20 protein-coding genes and 1 pseudogene are annotated in these 16,941 nt (G+C 71.5%); 6 read left to right on the top strand and 15 right to left on the bottom strand.

Annotated elements, in window-relative coordinates; all coding sequences use genetic code 11:
* Positions 1-25: 25 nt before the first annotated feature.
* Complete coding sequence (locus AC0NH5_RS25175) at positions 26-724, bottom strand: response regulator transcription factor (protein WP_474408196.1); 699 nt, start codon at positions 722-724, stop codon at positions 26-28.
* Between the two features lie 366 nt (positions 725-1,090).
* On the opposite strand from AC0NH5_RS25175, the gene AC0NH5_RS25170 reads away from it, so the two are divergent.
* Positions 1,091-1,747 carry a CAP domain-containing protein gene (locus AC0NH5_RS25170; protein WP_474408193.1) on the top strand — a complete coding sequence of 219 codons (657 nt, stop codon included), beginning with the start codon at positions 1,091-1,093 and terminating at the stop codon, positions 1,745-1,747.
* 169 nt (positions 1,748-1,916) lie between these two features.
* On the opposite strand, the gene AC0NH5_RS25165 is transcribed toward AC0NH5_RS25170, so the two are convergent.
* The gene (locus AC0NH5_RS25165) at positions 1,917-2,984 is read right to left on the bottom strand and encodes a UDP-N-acetylmuramate dehydrogenase (protein ID WP_474408190.1); all 1,068 of its coding nucleotides are present in this window, start codon (positions 2,982-2,984) and stop codon (positions 1,917-1,919) included.
* 68 nt (positions 2,985-3,052) lie between these two features.
* Here AC0NH5_RS25165 and AC0NH5_RS25160 point away from each other — a divergent pair, with 68 nt between their 5' ends.
* The 3 genes from AC0NH5_RS25160 (at position 3,053) to AC0NH5_RS25150 (ending at position 6,398) form a co-directional block, all read left to right on the top strand.
* A complete protein-coding gene (locus AC0NH5_RS25160) occupies positions 3,053-3,817 on the top strand; it encodes a maleylpyruvate isomerase family mycothiol-dependent enzyme (RefSeq protein ID WP_474408188.1) in 765 nt (254 codons plus the stop codon).
* 102 nt (positions 3,818-3,919) lie between these two features.
* The gene (locus AC0NH5_RS25155) at positions 3,920-5,323 is read left to right on the top strand and encodes a GH1 family beta-glucosidase (protein ID WP_474408185.1); all 1,404 of its coding nucleotides are present in this window, start codon (positions 3,920-3,922) and stop codon (positions 5,321-5,323) included.
* A gap of 61 nt (positions 5,324-5,384) precedes the next feature.
* Entirely contained in the window at positions 5,385-6,398 is a 1,014-nt protein-coding gene (locus tag AC0NH5_RS25150) for a LacI family DNA-binding transcriptional regulator (protein ID WP_474408183.1), read from the top strand.
* A gap of 312 nt (positions 6,399-6,710) precedes the next feature.
* On the opposite strand, the gene AC0NH5_RS25145 is transcribed toward AC0NH5_RS25150, so the two are convergent.
* The 10 genes and pseudogenes from AC0NH5_RS25145 to AC0NH5_RS25100 form a co-directional block, all read right to left on the bottom strand.
* Positions 6,711-7,514 carry an EI24 domain-containing protein gene (locus AC0NH5_RS25145; protein ID WP_474408180.1) on the bottom strand — a complete coding sequence of 268 codons (804 nt, stop codon included), beginning with the start codon at positions 7,512-7,514 and terminating at the stop codon, positions 6,711-6,713.
* Between the two features lie 297 nt (positions 7,515-7,811).
* Positions 7,812-8,291: a hypothetical protein gene (locus tag AC0NH5_RS25140; RefSeq protein WP_474408177.1), complete on the bottom strand. Its 480-nt coding sequence runs from the start codon at positions 8,289-8,291 to the stop codon at positions 7,812-7,814.
* A gap of 331 nt (positions 8,292-8,622) precedes the next feature.
* Positions 8,623-9,513, bottom strand: a complete 891-nt coding sequence (locus AC0NH5_RS25135) for an alpha/beta fold hydrolase (RefSeq protein WP_474408174.1) — start codon at positions 9,511-9,513, stop codon at positions 8,623-8,625.
* Positions 9,514-9,518: 5 nt separating this feature from the next.
* Positions 9,519-9,833 carry a DUF2516 family protein gene (locus AC0NH5_RS25130; RefSeq protein WP_474408171.1) on the bottom strand — a complete coding sequence of 105 codons (315 nt, stop codon included), beginning with the start codon at positions 9,831-9,833 and terminating at the stop codon, positions 9,519-9,521.
* 66 nt (positions 9,834-9,899) lie between these two features.
* Positions 9,900-10,391, bottom strand: a complete 492-nt coding sequence (locus AC0NH5_RS25125) for a hypothetical protein (RefSeq protein ID WP_474408168.1) — start codon at positions 10,389-10,391, stop codon at positions 9,900-9,902.
* Between the two features lie 35 nt (positions 10,392-10,426).
* Positions 10,427-10,777 (bottom strand): annotated as a pseudogene (locus AC0NH5_RS25120) (helix-turn-helix domain-containing protein); the annotation flags it as partial.
* Positions 10,778-10,845: 68 nt separating this feature from the next.
* A complete protein-coding gene (locus AC0NH5_RS25115) occupies positions 10,846-11,760 on the bottom strand; it encodes an asparaginase (protein WP_474408165.1) in 915 nt (304 codons plus the stop codon).
* Positions 11,757-12,590 (bottom strand): beta-keto acid cleavage family enzyme, encoded by an 834-nt coding sequence (locus tag AC0NH5_RS25110; protein ID WP_474408163.1) that lies wholly within the window; start codon positions 12,588-12,590, stop codon positions 11,757-11,759. The genes AC0NH5_RS25115 and AC0NH5_RS25110 overlap by 4 nt, the downstream gene beginning before the upstream one ends.
* Positions 12,591-12,614: 24 nt before the next feature.
* The gene (ygfZ, locus tag AC0NH5_RS25105; protein ID WP_474408473.1) at positions 12,615-13,640 is read right to left on the bottom strand and encodes a CAF17-like 4Fe-4S cluster assembly/insertion protein YgfZ; all 1,026 of its coding nucleotides are present in this window, start codon (positions 13,638-13,640) and stop codon (positions 12,615-12,617) included.
* Between the two features lie 37 nt (positions 13,641-13,677).
* The gene (locus tag AC0NH5_RS25100; RefSeq protein ID WP_474408160.1) at positions 13,678-14,112 is read right to left on the bottom strand and encodes a Fur family transcriptional regulator; all 435 of its coding nucleotides are present in this window, start codon (positions 14,110-14,112) and stop codon (positions 13,678-13,680) included.
* A 20-nt stretch (positions 14,113-14,132) separates the two neighbouring features.
* Here AC0NH5_RS25100 and AC0NH5_RS25095 point away from each other — a divergent pair, with 20 nt between their 5' ends.
* Positions 14,133-14,876, top strand: a complete 744-nt coding sequence (locus tag AC0NH5_RS25095; RefSeq protein ID WP_474408157.1) for an aminotransferase class IV — start codon at positions 14,133-14,135, stop codon at positions 14,874-14,876.
* Positions 14,877-15,001: 125 nt separating this feature from the next.
* Here AC0NH5_RS25095 and AC0NH5_RS25090 read toward each other — a convergent pair whose 3' ends face one another.
* Both AC0NH5_RS25090 and mtfM read right to left on the bottom strand, forming a co-directional pair.
* Positions 15,002-15,601 (bottom strand): heme-binding beta-barrel domain-containing protein, encoded by a 600-nt coding sequence (locus AC0NH5_RS25090; protein ID WP_474408156.1) that lies wholly within the window; start codon positions 15,599-15,601, stop codon positions 15,002-15,004.
* Positions 15,598-15,702, bottom strand: coding sequence for a small membrane protein MtfM (gene mtfM / locus AC0NH5_RS25085; protein ID WP_041830316.1), 105 nt, complete (start codon positions 15,700-15,702; stop codon positions 15,598-15,600). The genes AC0NH5_RS25090 and mtfM overlap by 4 nt, the downstream gene beginning before the upstream one ends.
* Positions 15,703-15,714: 12 nt before the next feature.
* On the opposite strand from mtfM, the gene AC0NH5_RS25080 reads away from it, so the two are divergent.
* Complete coding sequence (locus AC0NH5_RS25080) at positions 15,715-16,089, top strand: DsrE family protein (RefSeq protein WP_474408154.1); 375 nt, start codon at positions 15,715-15,717, stop codon at positions 16,087-16,089.
* A 6-nt stretch (positions 16,090-16,095) separates the two neighbouring features.
* Here AC0NH5_RS25080 and AC0NH5_RS25075 read toward each other — a convergent pair whose 3' ends face one another.
* Positions 16,096-16,851 (bottom strand): hypothetical protein, encoded by a 756-nt coding sequence (locus tag AC0NH5_RS25075; RefSeq protein WP_474408151.1) that lies wholly within the window; start codon positions 16,849-16,851, stop codon positions 16,096-16,098.
* Between the last annotated feature and the right edge of the window lie 90 nt (positions 16,852-16,941).

The raw sequence follows: 16,941 nt of genomic DNA, 5'->3' as shown, positions 1-16,941 counted from the left end.
CGAGTGCGGGCGTCAACTGAGAAGATCAGGATTCTCCGCCCGGCCGCCGGTAGCGGTATCCGAAGCCACGGACCGACTCGATCGGTGACTCGTCCGGATCGGACCATCCGAGCTTGCGGCGCAGCCGCAGCACCGCGAACTTGACCCGCTCCTGGCCGATGCCGGTCGGATCGTCCCAGGCCTGGGTCAGCAGCTGGTTCGGGCTGAGCACCGCGCCGGCGTGCCGGACCAGCGCGTTGAGCAGGCGGAACTCGGTCGGAGTCAGCCGCTTCTCCTCGCTCTTCACATAGACCCGGCGCTTGGTCGGGTCGAGGTGGACGAGGCCGTCGTCGTAGATCTGGCTGGCCCAGCTGTTCTGCCCGCTGGAGGAACGGCGCAGCAGCGCCTCGACCCGGGCCAGCAACTCGTTGTTCGCGAACGGCTTGGTCAGGTAGTCGTCGGCGCCACCGCGCAGACCGCGGACCTTCTCCGCCTCCTGGCCGTGTGCGGTGAGGACCAGCACCGGCACGTCCGAGACGTCCCGCAGCCGCTCCAGCACCTGCCAGCCGTCCATCTCCGGCAGGCCGACGTCGAGCACCACCAGATCGGGATGTTCGGCGTACGCCTCCTTCAGCCCGGACCGGCCGTCGGCGGCGTGTGCCACCTCGTATCCGGCCCGGCTGAACAGCAACCGGAGCGCGAGTGCGATGTCCGGGTCGTCCTCGACCACGAGAAGGCGACTCATCGTTTGCTCACCCTGCCCCTTACCCGCGCTCGCACCCGTTCGGGCACGGCCGAATCCCGGTCGCACGCAAGTGCTCCGGATATCGGCGTCCTGCCTGGCACCGCCCACACGACTGTGGGACGGGAGAAATTCAAAGGCGCAAAAACACCATAGCGTGATGTCACCGCCTATTTACGGATAGCGACAGCTTAGCGTCCGAGGCCTCTCACCAGAGCCGGTCCGCGAGGATCCGCTTCAGCAAGGCGTGGAAGCACTCCGCTTCGGCCCCGGCGCGGCAATCCCCTCAGACTGACATTTCAGATACGGCTTTTCGCCCTTTCCGCGAAAGATGTGACACGCCGCGTACAACGGGGTGCGATAGCCGTGATGGACGATCCGCGTCCGTTCTCCGATCCGGGAGGCCCCGTGTTCGACCTGGTGGTACGACGTGTCGCCATCCTCGCGGCGACGCCAGTTCTGCTCGTCCTGTCCGCTCCGGCGGTGGCTCACGGTCCGATCGTCCCGCCGCGGCCGATGCGTGTGCCGCCGCCTGCCGTCGTGCCGATGCCGGCCCCGGACCGGGCGGACGCCACCTCCCGAGCACCGCGAGTCAAGCCCACCCCGACGGCGTCCGCACCCACAGCAACCGCACGTCTGCGGTCGCGCACGCTGATGTCCCAGGTCGTCCGGCTGACCAACCAGCGTCGCGCGAAGGCCGGCTGCCCGCCGCTCTCGGTGAACCGCGGCCTGATCCTCGCCTCCCTGCGGCAGAGCGGGTACATGGCGCGGACCCGGCTGTTCAGCCACACCTGGCGGAACGGCTCGACGTTCGTCAGCCGGACCCGGGCGGCCGGTTACCGCCAGCCGGCCGGGGAGAACATCGCCTGGGGATACCGCAGCGCCGCCGACGTGATGGACGCGTGGATGGACAGCCCGGGGCACCGGGCCAACATCCTCAACTGCGGCGCCAAGTCGATCGGCACCGGGGTGGCCTGGGCGGCCGACGGCACGCCCTACTACACCCAGGTCTTCGGCTGGCGCTGAGCCCGGATCCCACGGGCCGCGCCGCGCACCCGCACCCGGGGTGAGCCTGGGTGTGGGGACTTCGGGTGCGCAGCGAACCTGAAGTCATCACGGTGGGCAGTTCGCCGGCGTGCGGGCGTTCCCGCGGAGCCGCGTCAACGGCCGGGGTGGGCGTTTCCGCGGAGCCGCGTCAGATGGCGCAGTTGATCAGCACCGGCTCCGGGTGCAGCTCGACACCGAACCGCTCCCGCACCCCCGCCCGGATGGTGCGGGCCAGGTCCAGCAGCGCCTCGGACGTTCCGTCGCCCCGGTTGGTCAGCGCCAGGGTGTGCTTGCTGGAGATCGCCACGCCGTCACCGGCGAAGCCCTTCGGGAAACCGGACCGCTCGATCAGCCAGGCGGCCGGCAGCTTCACCGTGCCGTCGGCACCCGGCCAGTTCGGCACGTCCGCGTCCAGCGTCGCCAGGAACTCGGCGGGAACCACCGGGTTGGTGAAGAACGAGCCGACCGACCAGGTGTCCCGGTCCTCCGGGTCGAGCACCATGCCCTTGCCCGCGCGCAGTTTGAGCACGGTGTCCCGGGCCTGGCCCAGCGGCACCCGGTCGCCGGCCGAGGCGCCCAGGTCGCGGGCCAGCTCCGCGTACCGGATCGGGGCGGACTCGCCGGACCTGGCCAGCCGGAAGTCGACCGAGAGCACCAGGTGCCGGTCGCTGTGCTTGAAGACGCTCGACCTGTACCCGAAGCCGCACTCCGCCGGGGTCATCGTCCGGATCTCGTCGGCCAACCGGTCGTACGCCCGGACCGCCTCGATGGTGTGTGCGACCTCCTGGCCGTACGCCCCGACGTTCTGGATCGGGGTGGCGCCGGCCGAGCCCGGGATGCCGGACAGGCACTCGACGCCGGACCAGCCGTTGGACACTGCCAGCTCGACGAAGCCGTCCCACGACTCGCCGGCCTCGACCCGGACCAGCACGCTCGCGGCGTCCTCGGCGACGACCTCGACCCCCCGGGTACGCAACAGCAGCACCTCGCCGGGGAAGCCGGCGTCCCCGATCACCACATTGCTGCCACCGGCCAGGATGAGCACCGGGCGCCCCTGCGAGGCGGATTCGCGGACGGAAGCGACCGCTTCGTCCGCGTGTACCGCCGTGGTCACCGTGCCGGCCGGGCCGCCGAGGCGTAGCGTCGTGTACGCCGCCAGGGAGTCCTGCGGAGCCGGAGGTGTGTCAGTCGAATGATCGGCGTATGCGTCGGGCACGACGTTCACCCTAAGCTCCAAGGGGGAAACACTTCACCGGCGGTCCGGCCGAGCAGGAGGCGACTGCGATGAACAGGTTGCACGCGACAAAGGACTTCTGGCTTGCTGCGCTGCGGGCCGACGGTCCGGCGCTGTGGGAGGCCGTCGCCGAGACCGGCCCGGACGCCGCGGTGCCGGGCGTCGACGGGTGGACCGTGGCGGACCTCGCGCACGACGTGACCGGCCTGCTGCACTGGGTCCGGGCCACGGTGACCCGTGGTGTGACCGACCGGCCTCCGAGCCACCAGGAGATCGCCCCGGCGGACCGCCCGGAGTGGTCCGAGACGCTCGATCATCTGCGCCGGGAGCTCACCGGCACGATCGAGACCCTGGAGGCCCTCGACCCGGACTTCCCGGCGTGGAACTGGGCGCCCCAGCCGAAACGGGCCGGTTTCTGGCACCGCAGGCTGGCCCACGAGATCTCGGTGCGCCGCTGGGACGCCGAGTCCGCCGCCGGGCGGGCCACCCCGATCGAGACGAAACTCGCCGCCGACGGGATCAGCGAGGTGCTGGACACCTGGCTGCCGGCCGGCCGCCGGCAGGGCCCGACCGACCTGCACGGTGTGGTGCACCTGGTCGCCACGGACGCGCACGAGTGGTTCGTCAGACTGCGCGGCGCCGGCATCGCCCTGCTGGACATCGGCACGATCCTGGACAGCGACGATCACCATGCCCGGGCGAAGGCCACCGGCACGGCAAGTGACCTGCAACTGGCCCTGATGGGCCGAAAACGGCCGGACCAGCTCGCGCTCACCGGTGATCCGCGACTCGTCCAGGCGCTGCGTGCCGGCTGACTCTTACGATGGGTGAGATTGTCTCGCGTCTCCGAGCCCGTAAGATGAACCGGTTAAGTGACCTCGATCAACGAGCCTGATCAGAGCAGGAAGCGGTGCAGCATGACGGCAACCGTCACGTCCACGTCGGCGCAGCCGGCCCCAGCGGGGATCACCTTCCCCGAAGGATTCGTCTGGGGCGCGGCCACAGCCTCGTACCAGATCGAGGGCGCGGCGCGGGAGGACGGTCGCGGCCCGTCCATCTGGGACACGTTCAGCCGGACGCCGGGCAAGGTCTACGCCGGGCACACCGGTGACATCGCCTGCGACCACTACCACCGGTACGTGGACGACGTGGCGATCATGGCGGATCTCGGCCTGGCCTCGTACCGGTTCTCGGTCGCCTGGCCGCGGATCCAGCCCGACGGCACCGGCCCGGTCAACATCCGCGGCCTGGACTTCTACGACCGGCTCACCGACGAACTGCTCGGCAAGGGCATCGACCCGGTCGTCACCCTCTACCACTGGGACCTGCCGCAGACCCTCGAGGACCGCGGCGGCTGGACCAACCGGGAGACCGCCGAGGCGTTCGCCGAGTACGCCCAGATCGTGCACGCCCGTCTCGGCGACCGGGTCAACACCTGGACCACGCTGAACGAGCCGTGGTGCTCGGCCTACCTGGGGTACGGCTCCGGCATCCACGCGCCCGGCGTCAAGAACCCGGCCGCCGCCCTGTCCGCCGTGCACCACCTGCTGCTCGGCCACGGCCTGGCCGCCCGGGCACTGCGCTCGGCCGGCGCCCAGAACATCAGCATCACGCTGAACCCGTGCGAGGTCTCCCCGCTCGATCCGGACAGCGCCGCCGACCGTGACGCCGCCCGGCTGATCGACGGCCTGGCCAACCGGATCTTCCTGGACCCGCTGCTGCGCGGCCACTACCCCGCCGACGTGCTGGCGCACATCGCCCGGCTCACCGACCTGGCTTACCTCCGCGACGGCGACGAGGCGATCATCAACGCCCCGATCGACGTGCTCGGGATCAACTTCTACAACCCGTCGTACGTGTCGGCCAAGCCCGGCCACCCCGGCGCCCTGGACTACCCGGGCAGCGACGGCATCGCGTTCCGCCCGCCGGCCGGCCCGGTCACCGACATGAACTGGCCGATCGAGCCGGCCGCCCTGACCCGGCTGCTCACCCGCCTGCACCGGGACTACCCGGGCACCCCGCTGCTGATCACCGAGAACGGCGCGGCCTACCCGGAGGGCCCCAACGACCAGGGCGAGGTGCACGACCTGCGCCGCATCGAATACATCGACGGGCACCTGCGCGCCTGCCACGACGCGCTGGCCCAGGGAGTCGACCTCCGGGGCTACTTCGCGTGGTCCCTGATGGACAACTTCGAATGGGCTGAGGGGTACCGCAAGCGCTTCGGTATCGTGCACGTCGACTACACGACGCAGCAGCGTGTGCTCAAGGACAGCGCGAAGTGGTACCGAGAGGTGATTCGGCGTAACGGCTTGGAGTGAGCCTCTCCTCGAGTTCGCCTCCGCGCAGGTCATCTGAGCCACCGGGGGTGAGGAGCGGCTTGTGACGACGCGGGAACGCCCCACCCTCGAAGCGGTTGCCCGGCGGGCCGGGGTCTCCCGTGCCACCGTCTCCCGCGTCGTCAACGGCTCCACCACGGTCGCGGCCGACATCCGCGACGCGGTGAACCGCGCCGTCGAAGAGCTCGGTTACGTCCCGAACCAAGCCGCCCGCAGCCTGGTCACCCAGCGCACCGACTCGATCGCGCTGATCCTGCCGGAGACCGCCAACCGGGTCTTCTCCGACGACCTGTTCTTCCCGGCGATCATCCGCGGCGTCGGGATGGAACTCGAAGCCGCCGACAAACAACTCGTCCTGATGATGACCGGCTCGGAGGCCGGTCATCACCGGGTCGAGCGCTACGCGGTCGCCGGCCACGTGGACGGCGTCATGTTTGCCTCCATCCACGGCGCCGACCCGCTGCCCGGCCTGCTCGTCCGGCGCGGCATCCCGGTGGTGTGCAGCGGCCGCCCGATGACCGCCGAACCGCCCGTCCCCTACGTCGACGTCGACCACGCCGGCGGGGTCGCCGCCGCGGTACGCCACCTGGTCGCCGCCGGCCGCCGGCGGATCGCGACGATAGCCGGCCCGCAGGACATGGTCGCCGGCATCGAACGGCTCGCCGGGTACAACGCCACCCTCGCCGACGCGGGCCTGCCGGTCCTGGTCGCCTCCGGCGACTTCACCCGCGAATCCGGCATCGCCGCGATGCACGACCTGCTCCGGCACGACCCCGGCCTGGACGCGGTCTTCGCCGCCTCCGACCTGATGGCGCACGGCGCGTTGCAGGCCCTGCGCGACTCCGGGCGCCGGGTCCCTGAGGACGTGGCCGTCATCGGCTTCGACGACTTCGAGATCAGCCGCTACAGCGATCCGCCGCTGACCACGGTCCGGCAGCCGATCGCCGAGTCCGGTCGTACCATGGCCCGCCAGATGCTCCGCCTGATCGCCGGCGATCCCGACGTCCCGCCCTCCGTGGTCCTCCCCACGGAGCTGGTCGTCCGCGCCTCCGCCTGACGCTCCCCCGCCCGCAACCGCTTTCACCCCTCCTGCGGTACGCACAAAGCCTCCCCGCCCCGGCCGAGGCCACCGCGTCGCCGACCCCACCAGGTCTCCGTGGAAGACAGCGCCGCCCGCTGCAACTCGGCCACGGCAATTCACTGTGTGAACTTCGGGTGCGATCCGCACCGAAAATCCCCACACCGGCGTGCCCGCGCCACACACCAGCCGACCGACAAGTGTGTGAACTTCGGGTGCGATCCGCACCGAAAATCCCCACGCATGGTTGGGGCGACCCTGGGGCCGTGAGTTGCCGGGCGTTCTGGCGGGTCAGAGCGAAGGGGTAACGACCACGTCGATCGGCTTGCCCAGCGCCTTGCGGGCGAGCAGTGTCCCGCCGGCGATCGCGGCCGGCATCATCAGGATCGCGCCGAGCGGGATCAGGAACGTGGCGAAGACCGCCACGCCGAAGCCGAGCGCCAGCGGGCGCTGCCCGCCGAGGACGGCCCGGCGATGCCGCAGCCGCTGGCCGCGGCGCTGGAACGGGACGCCGGTGAGTTCGAGGGCCAGCACATAGCCGCCGAGCGCGCCGCCCAGGACCGGGATCACGGTCTGCCCGACGAACGGCAGGAAGCCGAGCATGAAGAGCGGGACGGCGATCAGGATGGAGATGCCGATCAACCGGAGGGAATCCGCCAGGCTGCGCCGCAGCGATCGCACCAGGCCGACCTCGACCTCGTCCGGCACTCCGCCGAACCGGTCCTCGACCAGTTCCGAGATCTTCTCGTAGAACGGGTCGCCGATCAGCAACGTCACGGCGGTGAACGTCAGCACGCCGAGGAGTACCGAGAGCCCGAGCACGCCGGCGCCGGCGAGGAAACGTGTCGTCTCGCGCAGCCAGCCGGTCCAGCCGTCGGCGAACCAGGTGACCTGTGAAGAGATCTCTGGCAGGAACCGCAGCAGCATGACGAGGGCGACTGTGTAGACGATGCCGGCGAGCAGCGCGGGAATCAGTCCCAGAAGGAGCAGCCGGGGCCGGCGCAGAACCAGGCCGAGGCCACGCGCGAGCAGCCCGACCCCGGTGGCGAACTGCCGTGCCGCGACCGCCACCGACCCACGCTGATCTTCGCTCACGCTCCGGGAGCTTAGAGCCTGACCGCCACTTCCGCCGCATTCAGGGTCCGCCTTCGGCCGGCGCCCGGCGCTGTCTGACGCATTCAGAACAGCGCTACCGACCAGCCCGTCCCGGGTAGCTGACGGCTGGTGCGGTCAAATCTGGGAGCCGGCCCGCCTCCCGCGGCTGGCGGCCGGCGCGGGTTCGGCGACGGCGGGCCAGCCCTGGACGCAGCCGATCGGGCGCGGCCAGCGGCCGGCGCGGGTTCGGCGACGGCGGAACAGCCCTGGGCGCAGCCGATCGGGCGCGGCTGGCGGCTACGACATGGATGCTGCGGGTGCGGACGGGTCGGTGGAGGGGTCCGGTGACTCGCTCGGTGAGGTGGACGTCGCGGTCGGGATCGGTGGGGGGTCGACGATCTGGGTGGGCGTCGGCACCGGCGGGTTCGTCAGCAGCGGCGGTGACGTCGTCGTGGTGGTCGGCGTCGGTGGGGTGACCGTGGCGACCACCGTCACGGTCGTCGTCACGGTTCCGGCGGGTATGACCGTGACCGGCGCGGACGTGGCCGGGGTTGCGGTGGCGCGGGGCGGGCGGGCGGTGTAGCCGTCCGCCGGCAGCGGTGTCGAGCCGTTGCGGACGGGAGCGGCGCCCAGGCCGCCGGTGCCGTTCAGGTTGCCGTTGGGGCCCATCGACGCCAGTCGCGCTGCGGGAGCACCGAGTGCCCAGCCCGCCACGACCGCGAACGGCAGCCCGACCACCACCAGAGCGAAAAAGACGGATTTAGGGGACAAGCGCACGTCTCAAACACCGCTCGGCAGCCCGAAAAGTTACGGGTTACGGACATAACGGCGCAAGTTCGTAGACTGCCGCACAAACGGGCGCGATACGGCGTGCAGCGGAGATGGCGCCGGCGGCGTGGCACGGGCGCCCGGAGAGACCACCGGCGCGTGTGACCGCAGTGGCGCCGGTGACGGTCACAGCAGTGGCGACGGTGACGGTGACAGCAGTGGCGACGGTGACGGTGACAGCAGTGGCGACGGTGGCGATGACGGCAGTGGCTGGATGGCTGAAGTCAGCGACGGAGTGCGGGTGGCGCAGGTGACCGCAGTGGCGTGGCACGCCCCGCGGTTACTGGTTGAGGAACGTGGAGATGCGATCGCGCAGCTCGCGGCGGCTGTTCCACAGGACGGCGGGGCGGTCGAAGACCTCCAGCTCGGCGTCGGGCAGCAGCTCGGCCAGCCGCTCGGCCCACCCGACGGGGTGCATCTCGTCGCCCAGGCAGCCGATCACCAGGGCCGGGGACCGGCAGGCCCGCAGGAGCGAGTCGTCGGCCAGGGCGGGCGCCGACCAGAGGGATTCGAGTTCCGGGGCCAGGCCGTCGCGTTGCAGTTGGTCGACCCGCTGGCGGAGGAAGCTCCAGCCGGCCGGGGTGTTGCGCACCGAGGGCGGCATCTCCGCCTCGACGGCTTCGGCGATCATGGCGGCTTCGCCGGACTCGACGGCGGCCAGCAGGCGCGTGAGCCGTTGGGCCGAGGCGGGCGGGCGCGGGCCGTTGAGCGGGGCGGGCAGGTAGAGCACGATCCGCTCGAAGCGGCCGGGTGTGGCGGCGAGCAGCCGGCAGAGTGCGGCGGCGCCCATGCTGACGCCGACGGCACGGGTGGCGCCGGACAGGTCGGCGACGGCTCGCAGGTCGGTGGCGAGGTCGGCGAAGGACCACGGGCCGGGTGGCACGTCGGAGCGCCCGTGCCCGCGGAAGTGGAAGAACACCCGGCGGCCGGTGACCGCGCTGCCCAGCGGGCGGGTGCCGGAGATGTCGCCGGCGAGCCCGTGCGCGAAGACGGTGACCGGTTCACCGGCGCCGGTGACGAGTTGCTCGACGCGTACCGCTGACGAGGGAAGAGGGACCAGCTCGGTGGCCGGACCCGGCAACGTGGGGCGACCCGTCCGCGGCCCGGTCCGATCTCCGCGCTGCAGGCGCGGCCCGCCGTCCGGTGGCGGCGGGCCGAAACGACCGCGCACTCAGGTCACCAGAAACCTTTGCCGTCTGTCAGGTCCTTCAGACCGGGCCGCACGTCCAGCAGATAGATCAAGGCCGCGGCGACACCGATCATGCTGATGATCAGGAGCCGGCCGAGGGTCAGGACGGTCAGTGCCAGACAGACGCCGATGATCGCGGCCCAGGCGCCTTTCGGCAGCGTGCCGAGGGCCTGGAAGCCGGCGCCGCGCTGGGTCAGGCAGTGGATCAGCGCCACCGCCTGCAGGACCAGCGACACCAGGAAGACCAGCAGGTTGATATAGCCGACGGCAACGTCGTAGAAGATCGGCGCGGAAGAGGCCATGCGGGGAATTCTATGCCGCGGGCCCCGGCAACGCCGGGGCCCGCGGATCATGTCGTGTCAGGCTGCTTACTCGGCGGCCTTCGGGGTGGCCGGCTTGGCCCGCTTGCGGGGCTTCGGCGCGGCGTCGACGGCCTTGGCCTCGGCCACGACGGCCGGGGTGACCGGAGCCTCGACGGCCTTCGGCTGCTCGGTGGTCTCGATGTCGGCGTTGACCACGTCAGCGGCCTCGACGACGCCGGTGCCGACCACACGCTCGCCACGCGCCACCAAGGCGGTGTAGGCCGCGACGGCACGGTCCTGGGCGAGCTGGGCGATCGAGGTGGCGACGCTGGCCGCGTTCTCGCGCAGCGCCACGAAGTCGGTGGTGTTCGCCTTCTCACGCAGCTCGGCGGCCTTGGAGCCGGCCTGCGAGTTGTAGACCTTCAGCGAGGCGGCGGCCCGGTCGCTGAGCTGGGTCAGCACGGTGGGGAGCTTGCGGATCTGCTCGTACGCCAGGTCGCCGGCGCCGGCAGCGGCGTACAGCGGGGCGGGGATCTTGGTGTTGGTCTGCTCGGTCATGACTGCTCCTCAGCGGTCGGAGTGGGCCGGGGTGGCGCGTTACGCGCGTTCTCGTTGCGGAACGTCTCGTAGATCTGCGACAGGGACTGCTTCTGCGCGACCGTGAGCTCCGGGTCGACCGCGATGGCGGCCAGCACGCCCTGCTGGCCCTCGCCATCGAGCAGCCCGGCCCGCAGGTACATCGCGGGCGTCGACACTCGCAAGGCGCTGGCGATCTGCTGCAGCACCTCGGCGCTCGGCTTACGCAGGCCGCGCTCGATCTGGCTGAGGTAGGGGTTGCTCACCCCCGCCTTGTCGGCAAGCTGCCGGAGCGAGATCTTTGCGGTCTGCCGCAGGTCTCGGATGAAGGTTCCGATGTCCTCGGGCAGATCCTTGGGCGCGGCCATGACTCGAAGTTAGCCGGGAGTGCTAGCTGTTGCAAGCAAAACGCTAACTACAGCTAGCGTGAGTCCAGTCACCCGTAAGGAACAGCCCTGACCTCGCCGACCGGACGGCCCCCGCCCAGCACGACCTCCTCCATCGCGGGCGGGGCGACGCCCAGCTCCCGCAGCGCCGCGACCAGCACCGGCATCCTGGCCCGAGCCGAGCCGTCGGAGATCTTGACCACGACGGCGCCGGCACCCGGCACCGCCGCCGCGGCCACGCCGTCCGCGCCCTTCTTGGCCAGCAGCCCCGGCACCGAACTCATCAGCACGGTGTCCTCGGTGCCGGTGCCCGCCACCAGGGCCGGGTCGGCCCGCATCGCGTCGGCGACCCGGCGCTCCGGAGTGCCCGGCGCGGCCTCGACCAGCCGGAGGAAGGCGTTCGCCAGGGCCAGCGGGGAGATCGCGAAGACCGGCGCGCCACAGCCGTCCACCCCGGTCGCCGCGATCGGCTCGCCGGCCAGGTCGGTCACCGCGTCGGCCAGCGCCTTCTGCAGGGGATGGCCGGGATCGAGGTACGAGTCCAGCGGCCACCCGTTGACCACGCAGGTGGCCAGCATCCCGGCGTGCTTGCCCGAACAGTTCATCAGGACCGGCTCGGGCCCGCCGCCCGCCCGCAGCCACGCGTTCCGCGCCGCGAACCCGATCGGCAGCTCCGCCGGGCAGCGCAGCGCCTCCGGGCCGAGACCCACCGCGGCGAGCATGGCCCGGACCCGTTCCACGTGGAACGGCTCGGCGTCGTGACTGCCGCTGATCAGCGCCAGGTCGGCCTCGTCCCGCGGGACCAGGCCACAGTTGAGCATCCCCACGGTCTGCAACGGCTTGTTGGAGGAGCGGGGGAAGATCGGGACCCGGACGTCGCCGATCCCGGACCGGCCGGTGATCGCCACGACACCGTGGTGCACGCTTTCCACGAAACCTGACCGTACGACCTCTGCGACGATCATCGAGCGGGCACTCCGAGCAGCTCACGAGCCTGCGCCGGGGTGTACGGCGGACGCTGCGCCAACTGCGCGAACCCGACCGCACGGGCCACCAGCTGCATGTTCGACTCGACCGGGCAGCCCTTCGCGTACGTCAGGGTGTCCTCCATCCCGACCCGCAGATGCCCGCCCGCCGACAGCGACGCCAGCATCACCGGCAGGGCGCTGCGCCCGATCCCGGTGGCCGAAAAAGTGGTGCCCGCCGGCAGGTCACGGATCACCTGCTCGCAGGCGACCAGCGCGGCCGCCGTCCCCGGCATCCCGCCCGGCACACCCATCACCAGATCGACGTGCACGTGACCGCCGAACGGCAGGCCGTACTTGCCGAGCAGCCGCTGCAGGGTGGTCAGCTGGCCCAGGTCGAAGATCTCGTACTCCGGAACGATGCGGCGCTCCTGCATCCGGGTGTGCAGGTCGACGATGAACTCCCAGCGGTTCAGGAACACGCCGTCACCGAAGTTGACGGTGCCCATCGTGCAGGAGGCCATCTCCGGACCGGCGTCCAGGACGGCCAGCCGGTCCGACTCGGGATCGGTGACCGCGCCGCCCGAGGAGAGCTGGACGATCAGCCCGGTGGACTCCCGCAGCGCCGCGACGGTGGCCTTCAGCCGGCCCTGGTCCAGGGTGGGGAGGGCCGCGTCGTCGCGGATGTGCACGTGGATGATCGAGGCGCCCAGGGCCTCGCACTCCTTCGCGGTCGAGACCAGCTCATCCAGGGTCACTGGCAGAGCCGGAACGTCCGCCTTGCTGCTCTCCGCGCCGGTGGGGGCCACGGTGATCAAGGTCCCGGTCATGCCTCGCATCCTGCCACGCAGGACCTAGGCGTCGATGGCGGCGGCGGACTCCCCTACGGTCAATTTCGCGTCGTCGGGGACGTTGCGCTTCACCACGGCCAGCGCGATCATGCCGAGCTCGTGGTGACGGACGGCGGTGCCGACGAAGCCGACAGCGCGGCCGTCCAGCTCGACCGGGGTGGCACGGGCCGGCGGATGGTCGGTCGCGACGCCGTCGAGGTGCAGCAGGACCAGGCGGCGGGGTGGCCGGCCCAGGTGGTGCACCCGGGCGACGGTCTCCTGACCTCGGTAACAACCCTTGTCCAGGTGGACGCCGGCGGCGAGGAAGCCCGCCTCGGCGGCCAGCGTGCGGTGGTCGGTCTCCCAGCCGAGGCGGGGGATGCGGTGGGCGGCGCGGACCGCCTCGTACGCCCAGAGGCCCGCCCGCGGCACGCCCAGCTTCTCGATCACCGCCGACGTGGTCTCACGCGGCACCAGCAGGTCGACCCCGAGCGGGACCCGGCGTGCCAGGCCGCCTTCGAAAGGTCGTACCGCATAGAGGCTGGTCGGCTCGGGAGGAACGGAGCCGGCGGCGAACTTGGGGCCCGGCACCGCGCCCACCCGGGGCTCACCGAGGCCGGGGACGAGGTCGGCCGCGCCCGGGCCGACCAGCGAGAGCACCGCCAGCTCGCCGGTCGCCTCGCGCGGCTCGACCCGGGTGAAGAACCGCATCATCTCCAGGTATTTGAGCAGCCCGGCGCCCGCCCCGGGCTCGGTGTCCAGCCAGGCGGTCACGCCGTCCTCGGTGACGAAGGCGTGCTGCTCGACGTGCCCGTGCGGGGACAGGACGAGCAGCTCGCTGCCCTGATCCTTGCCGAGCGCGGCGAGATGCTGGGTGGTCAGCGTGTGCAGCCAGCTCGCCCGTTCCTCGCCGGGCACCGCGACGATCTCGCGGTTGGAGCGGTCGACCAGGCCGACGGCGGTCTCCAGCAGGCGCTGCTCGCGCATCGGGTCACCGAAGTGGGCCGGCACACCGGCGTCGGCGGAACTCGGGTCGAGGTCCTCGACCATGACGACGCTCACTGGAACTCCTTGCGGACGCAGACGCTCACTGGGATTCCTTGCAGTCGCCGCAGACGCCGAAGAGGGAGACGTGGCCGACGTCCACCCGGAAGTCGCGTTCGTCGCGCAGCAGCGTGGTCACCGGCGCCATCACCTCCGGGTCGACCTCGGCGATCGAGCCGCACGCGCGGCAGACCAGGTGGACGTGCTGGTCCTCGCCGGTCGCGTGATAGGTCGGCGAACCGTGTGACAGGTGGGTGTGGTTGACCAGCCCGAGCTCCTCGAGAAGCTCCAGGGTCCGGTAGACCGTGGTGATGTTGACACCGGCGGCCCGCTCACGGACCGCGTTGTGCACCGACTCCGGGGTCGCATGACCCAGTTCGTGCACCGCTTCGAGAATCAGCTGACGTTGTGGGGTCAGCCGCAGACCACGCTCACGGAGCATGGCGGCAAGCGAGGTGGCGGACACGTTACGAAGCATAGTTCGCTAGTTTTCGTACGGTGAGTGAGCGGATCCTGGTCTCCCCCGGCGACCTTCTCGGCGACGGCGTGTTCGAGACGATGCATTTGCGCCCGTCCGGCCCCTGGCTGCTGGACGCGCACGTGGATCGTCTGGTGCAGTCCGCGGCCCTGCTGGAGTTGCCCGCCCTGTGCCGGAACAACGTGCTGGCCGCGGCCAACCGCTCCGGCGACGGCGCCCTGCGGATCGTCTACACGCGCAGCGCCCTCCTGCACGCCTCCATCTTCGACATCCCGTCGTCGGTGCTGCGGGAGCGCCGCGACGGCATCCGGGTGATCAGCGCCGACCTCGGCGTCTCCACCGCGCGGCGGCCACCGTGGTCGCTCTCGGCGGCCAAGTCGCTCTCCTACGCGAGCAACTTCGCGGCGCGGCGCTGGGCGGCGCGGCATCACGCCGACGACGTGATCTGGCTTTCCCTCGAGGGGTACGCCCTCGAAGCGCCGACGTCGTCGATCGTCTGGTTGTCCGGTGAGACGCTGTGCACGGTCCCGCCGGCCGCGGCCGGGATCCTGCCGGGCATCACCTCGGCACACCTGCTGTCGGTGGCGGGGACGGTGGGGCTGGCGGCCGAGGAGCGGATGGTCACGCTGCCGGAGCTGGCGGCGGCGGACGCGATCTGGCTGGCGTCGTCGTTGCGCGGGCTCGCCGAGGTGGTCTCGCTGGACGGGGAGACCCGGGCTCGGTCGCCCTGGACTCCCCGTCTGCTCGCCCTGCTGGGGTTCTGACCGCCGCTCTCGACGGTTCGGCCTCTTGGGGGCCGGCTTTGCGCCCGCCGGCTTCTGTCCGCCCGGCTTTCCGCCGACTTCGACCGGCCGGCTTCTGTCCGGCCGGCTTTTCGCCGCTCCCGCTGTCAGCCGCCGATGCGCAGGAGCCGCGCCGACATGTGCGGCTTCAGCCCGCTGTCGTCGACGGCGAGTTCGTGGGCGTAGAGAAGCGCGCCCTCGACGATGCCGAACAGCCGGTGCCCGCCGGTCACGTGCAGGCCCGACGGCGTGTACGCCACCGCGTCCGCCGCCATCTCCAGCCGGGTCGTCGCTGCCTTCCCCAGGTACAGCTCGGCCACCCCGTCCGGACGGATCATGGTGGCTTCCATCTCGTCGCCGGGACGCCCGTCGACCAGCACCGGCCGCCAGAACCCGGACTCGGTCAGCGCCCGGCCGAGCGGCTTCGACTCGTTGTCGAGGAGCCAGGCACGAGACTCGTACCGCAGGAAGTCGCGGCCGTCGTGACTGATCCTGATCTCCTGAGCGAAGTCGTAGTCCTGCTCCGCCGGGAACCCGCCCTGACCGCGACCCCGCCACAACCCGACGAACGGCAGCAGACCGAGCAGCGCCGGGTGCAGGTCCGGGCCGCTGCGCAGGTCGTGCGTGTCCTCGAACGGGTAGGGCTCGACCGGCGGAGCGTTGAGCCACGGCGGCGGTCCCAGTGGGTTTTCCGTCTCGCTGCTCACCAACGCCCCCTCGAAATACGCACCGCAAGGTAACCGAAGCCGCCGGCGAGCGCGCCCAGAGCGGCCACCAGCAGACTCACGAACCCGATCTCCGTAACCATCGCGCCCATCTTATGCTGGCCGGTATGGCACGTTTGCTGGTCGTCAAGGCCACCGCCGGAGCGGACGCCCCGGAGCGCTGCTCGCAGGCCTTCACCGTGGCGAGCACAGCGCTGGCGTCCGGCGTGGACGTCTCGCTGTGGCTGACCGGCGAGTCCACCTGGTTCGCGCTGCCCGGCCGCGCCGCCGAGTTCGTGCTGCCGCACGCCGCGCCGCTGCCCGACCTCCTCGACGCGCTGCTGGCCGGCGGCCGGGTGACCGCGTGCACCCAGTGCGCGGCACGCCGCGAGATCGGCCCGGACGACGTCCTGCCGGGCGTGCGCATCGCCGGTGCGGCGGTCTTCGTCGAAGAGATCATGTCGGACGGCGCGCAGGCGCTCGTCTACTGAGGCTGGTCAGCCGGCCCGGCAGCCGGTGGTCACGCTCGTCAGCAGCCGCCCGCCCTCTGTGGTGATCACCACAGACTCCGGACCCGTCCGATACGCCCAGCCGCCCGGTTCCGCCCACACCGGACTGGTCCCTGCCGGCAGCCCGGCCGGTTCGCTCGCCGGGTCGGCCTGGCCACCCTCCACCTCGAACGTGGCCGCGGCCCCACCGCCCGGGCAGGTCACCGAATAGACGTCCGGCTCGGCGCCGAGCCCCCGCACGCTCTTCGGCACCTCACCCGCCGGCGGATCGTCAGCGACGATCGAGTCGCTCGGCGGACGGCAGCCCGAGTCGACGCGCAGGACCAGCACCTGGTCGGTCGACTGCGCCTCCGCGTCGATCGCGATCAGCTCGCCGGCGTCAGCCCCCAGCGACAATCGCGTCCCGCCTTTGGTGGCCGCGATCCCCGCTTCGTAACGCTCGGGGAGCCGCTCCGCGATCCCCTGCAAGGCGCCCCGCGCCTCGCCCTCGGGCACATAGACGGTCAGCTCCCGGCCGGCCCGCCCACCTTTCCAAGCCGGGTTGATCGAACAAGCCTCGACCCGCAGCGCCCCCAGCCGGATCACCCACCGCGCATCGTCAGCGGCCGCGACCAGCGCACCGGTCGCCCGCTGCACCTCGGGAACGGCCTGGCCGACATCCCGCTGCTCCGGCACCGTGGCCGGATCGTGGTCGGCCGACCAATAGACGCCCGCCACCAGCACCAGCGTCCACACTGCGGTCACTGCGATCAGCAACCACCGCCGCGCCCCGGACCGAGCCGCCGGCGGATGCCCTCGTCCCGGCCCCGTCACGGCAGCCATGGTGACACGCCC

The organism is Actinoplanes sp. 13 (assembly GCF_056134165.1).
This window is presented reverse-complemented; position numbering and strand designations above follow the sequence as displayed.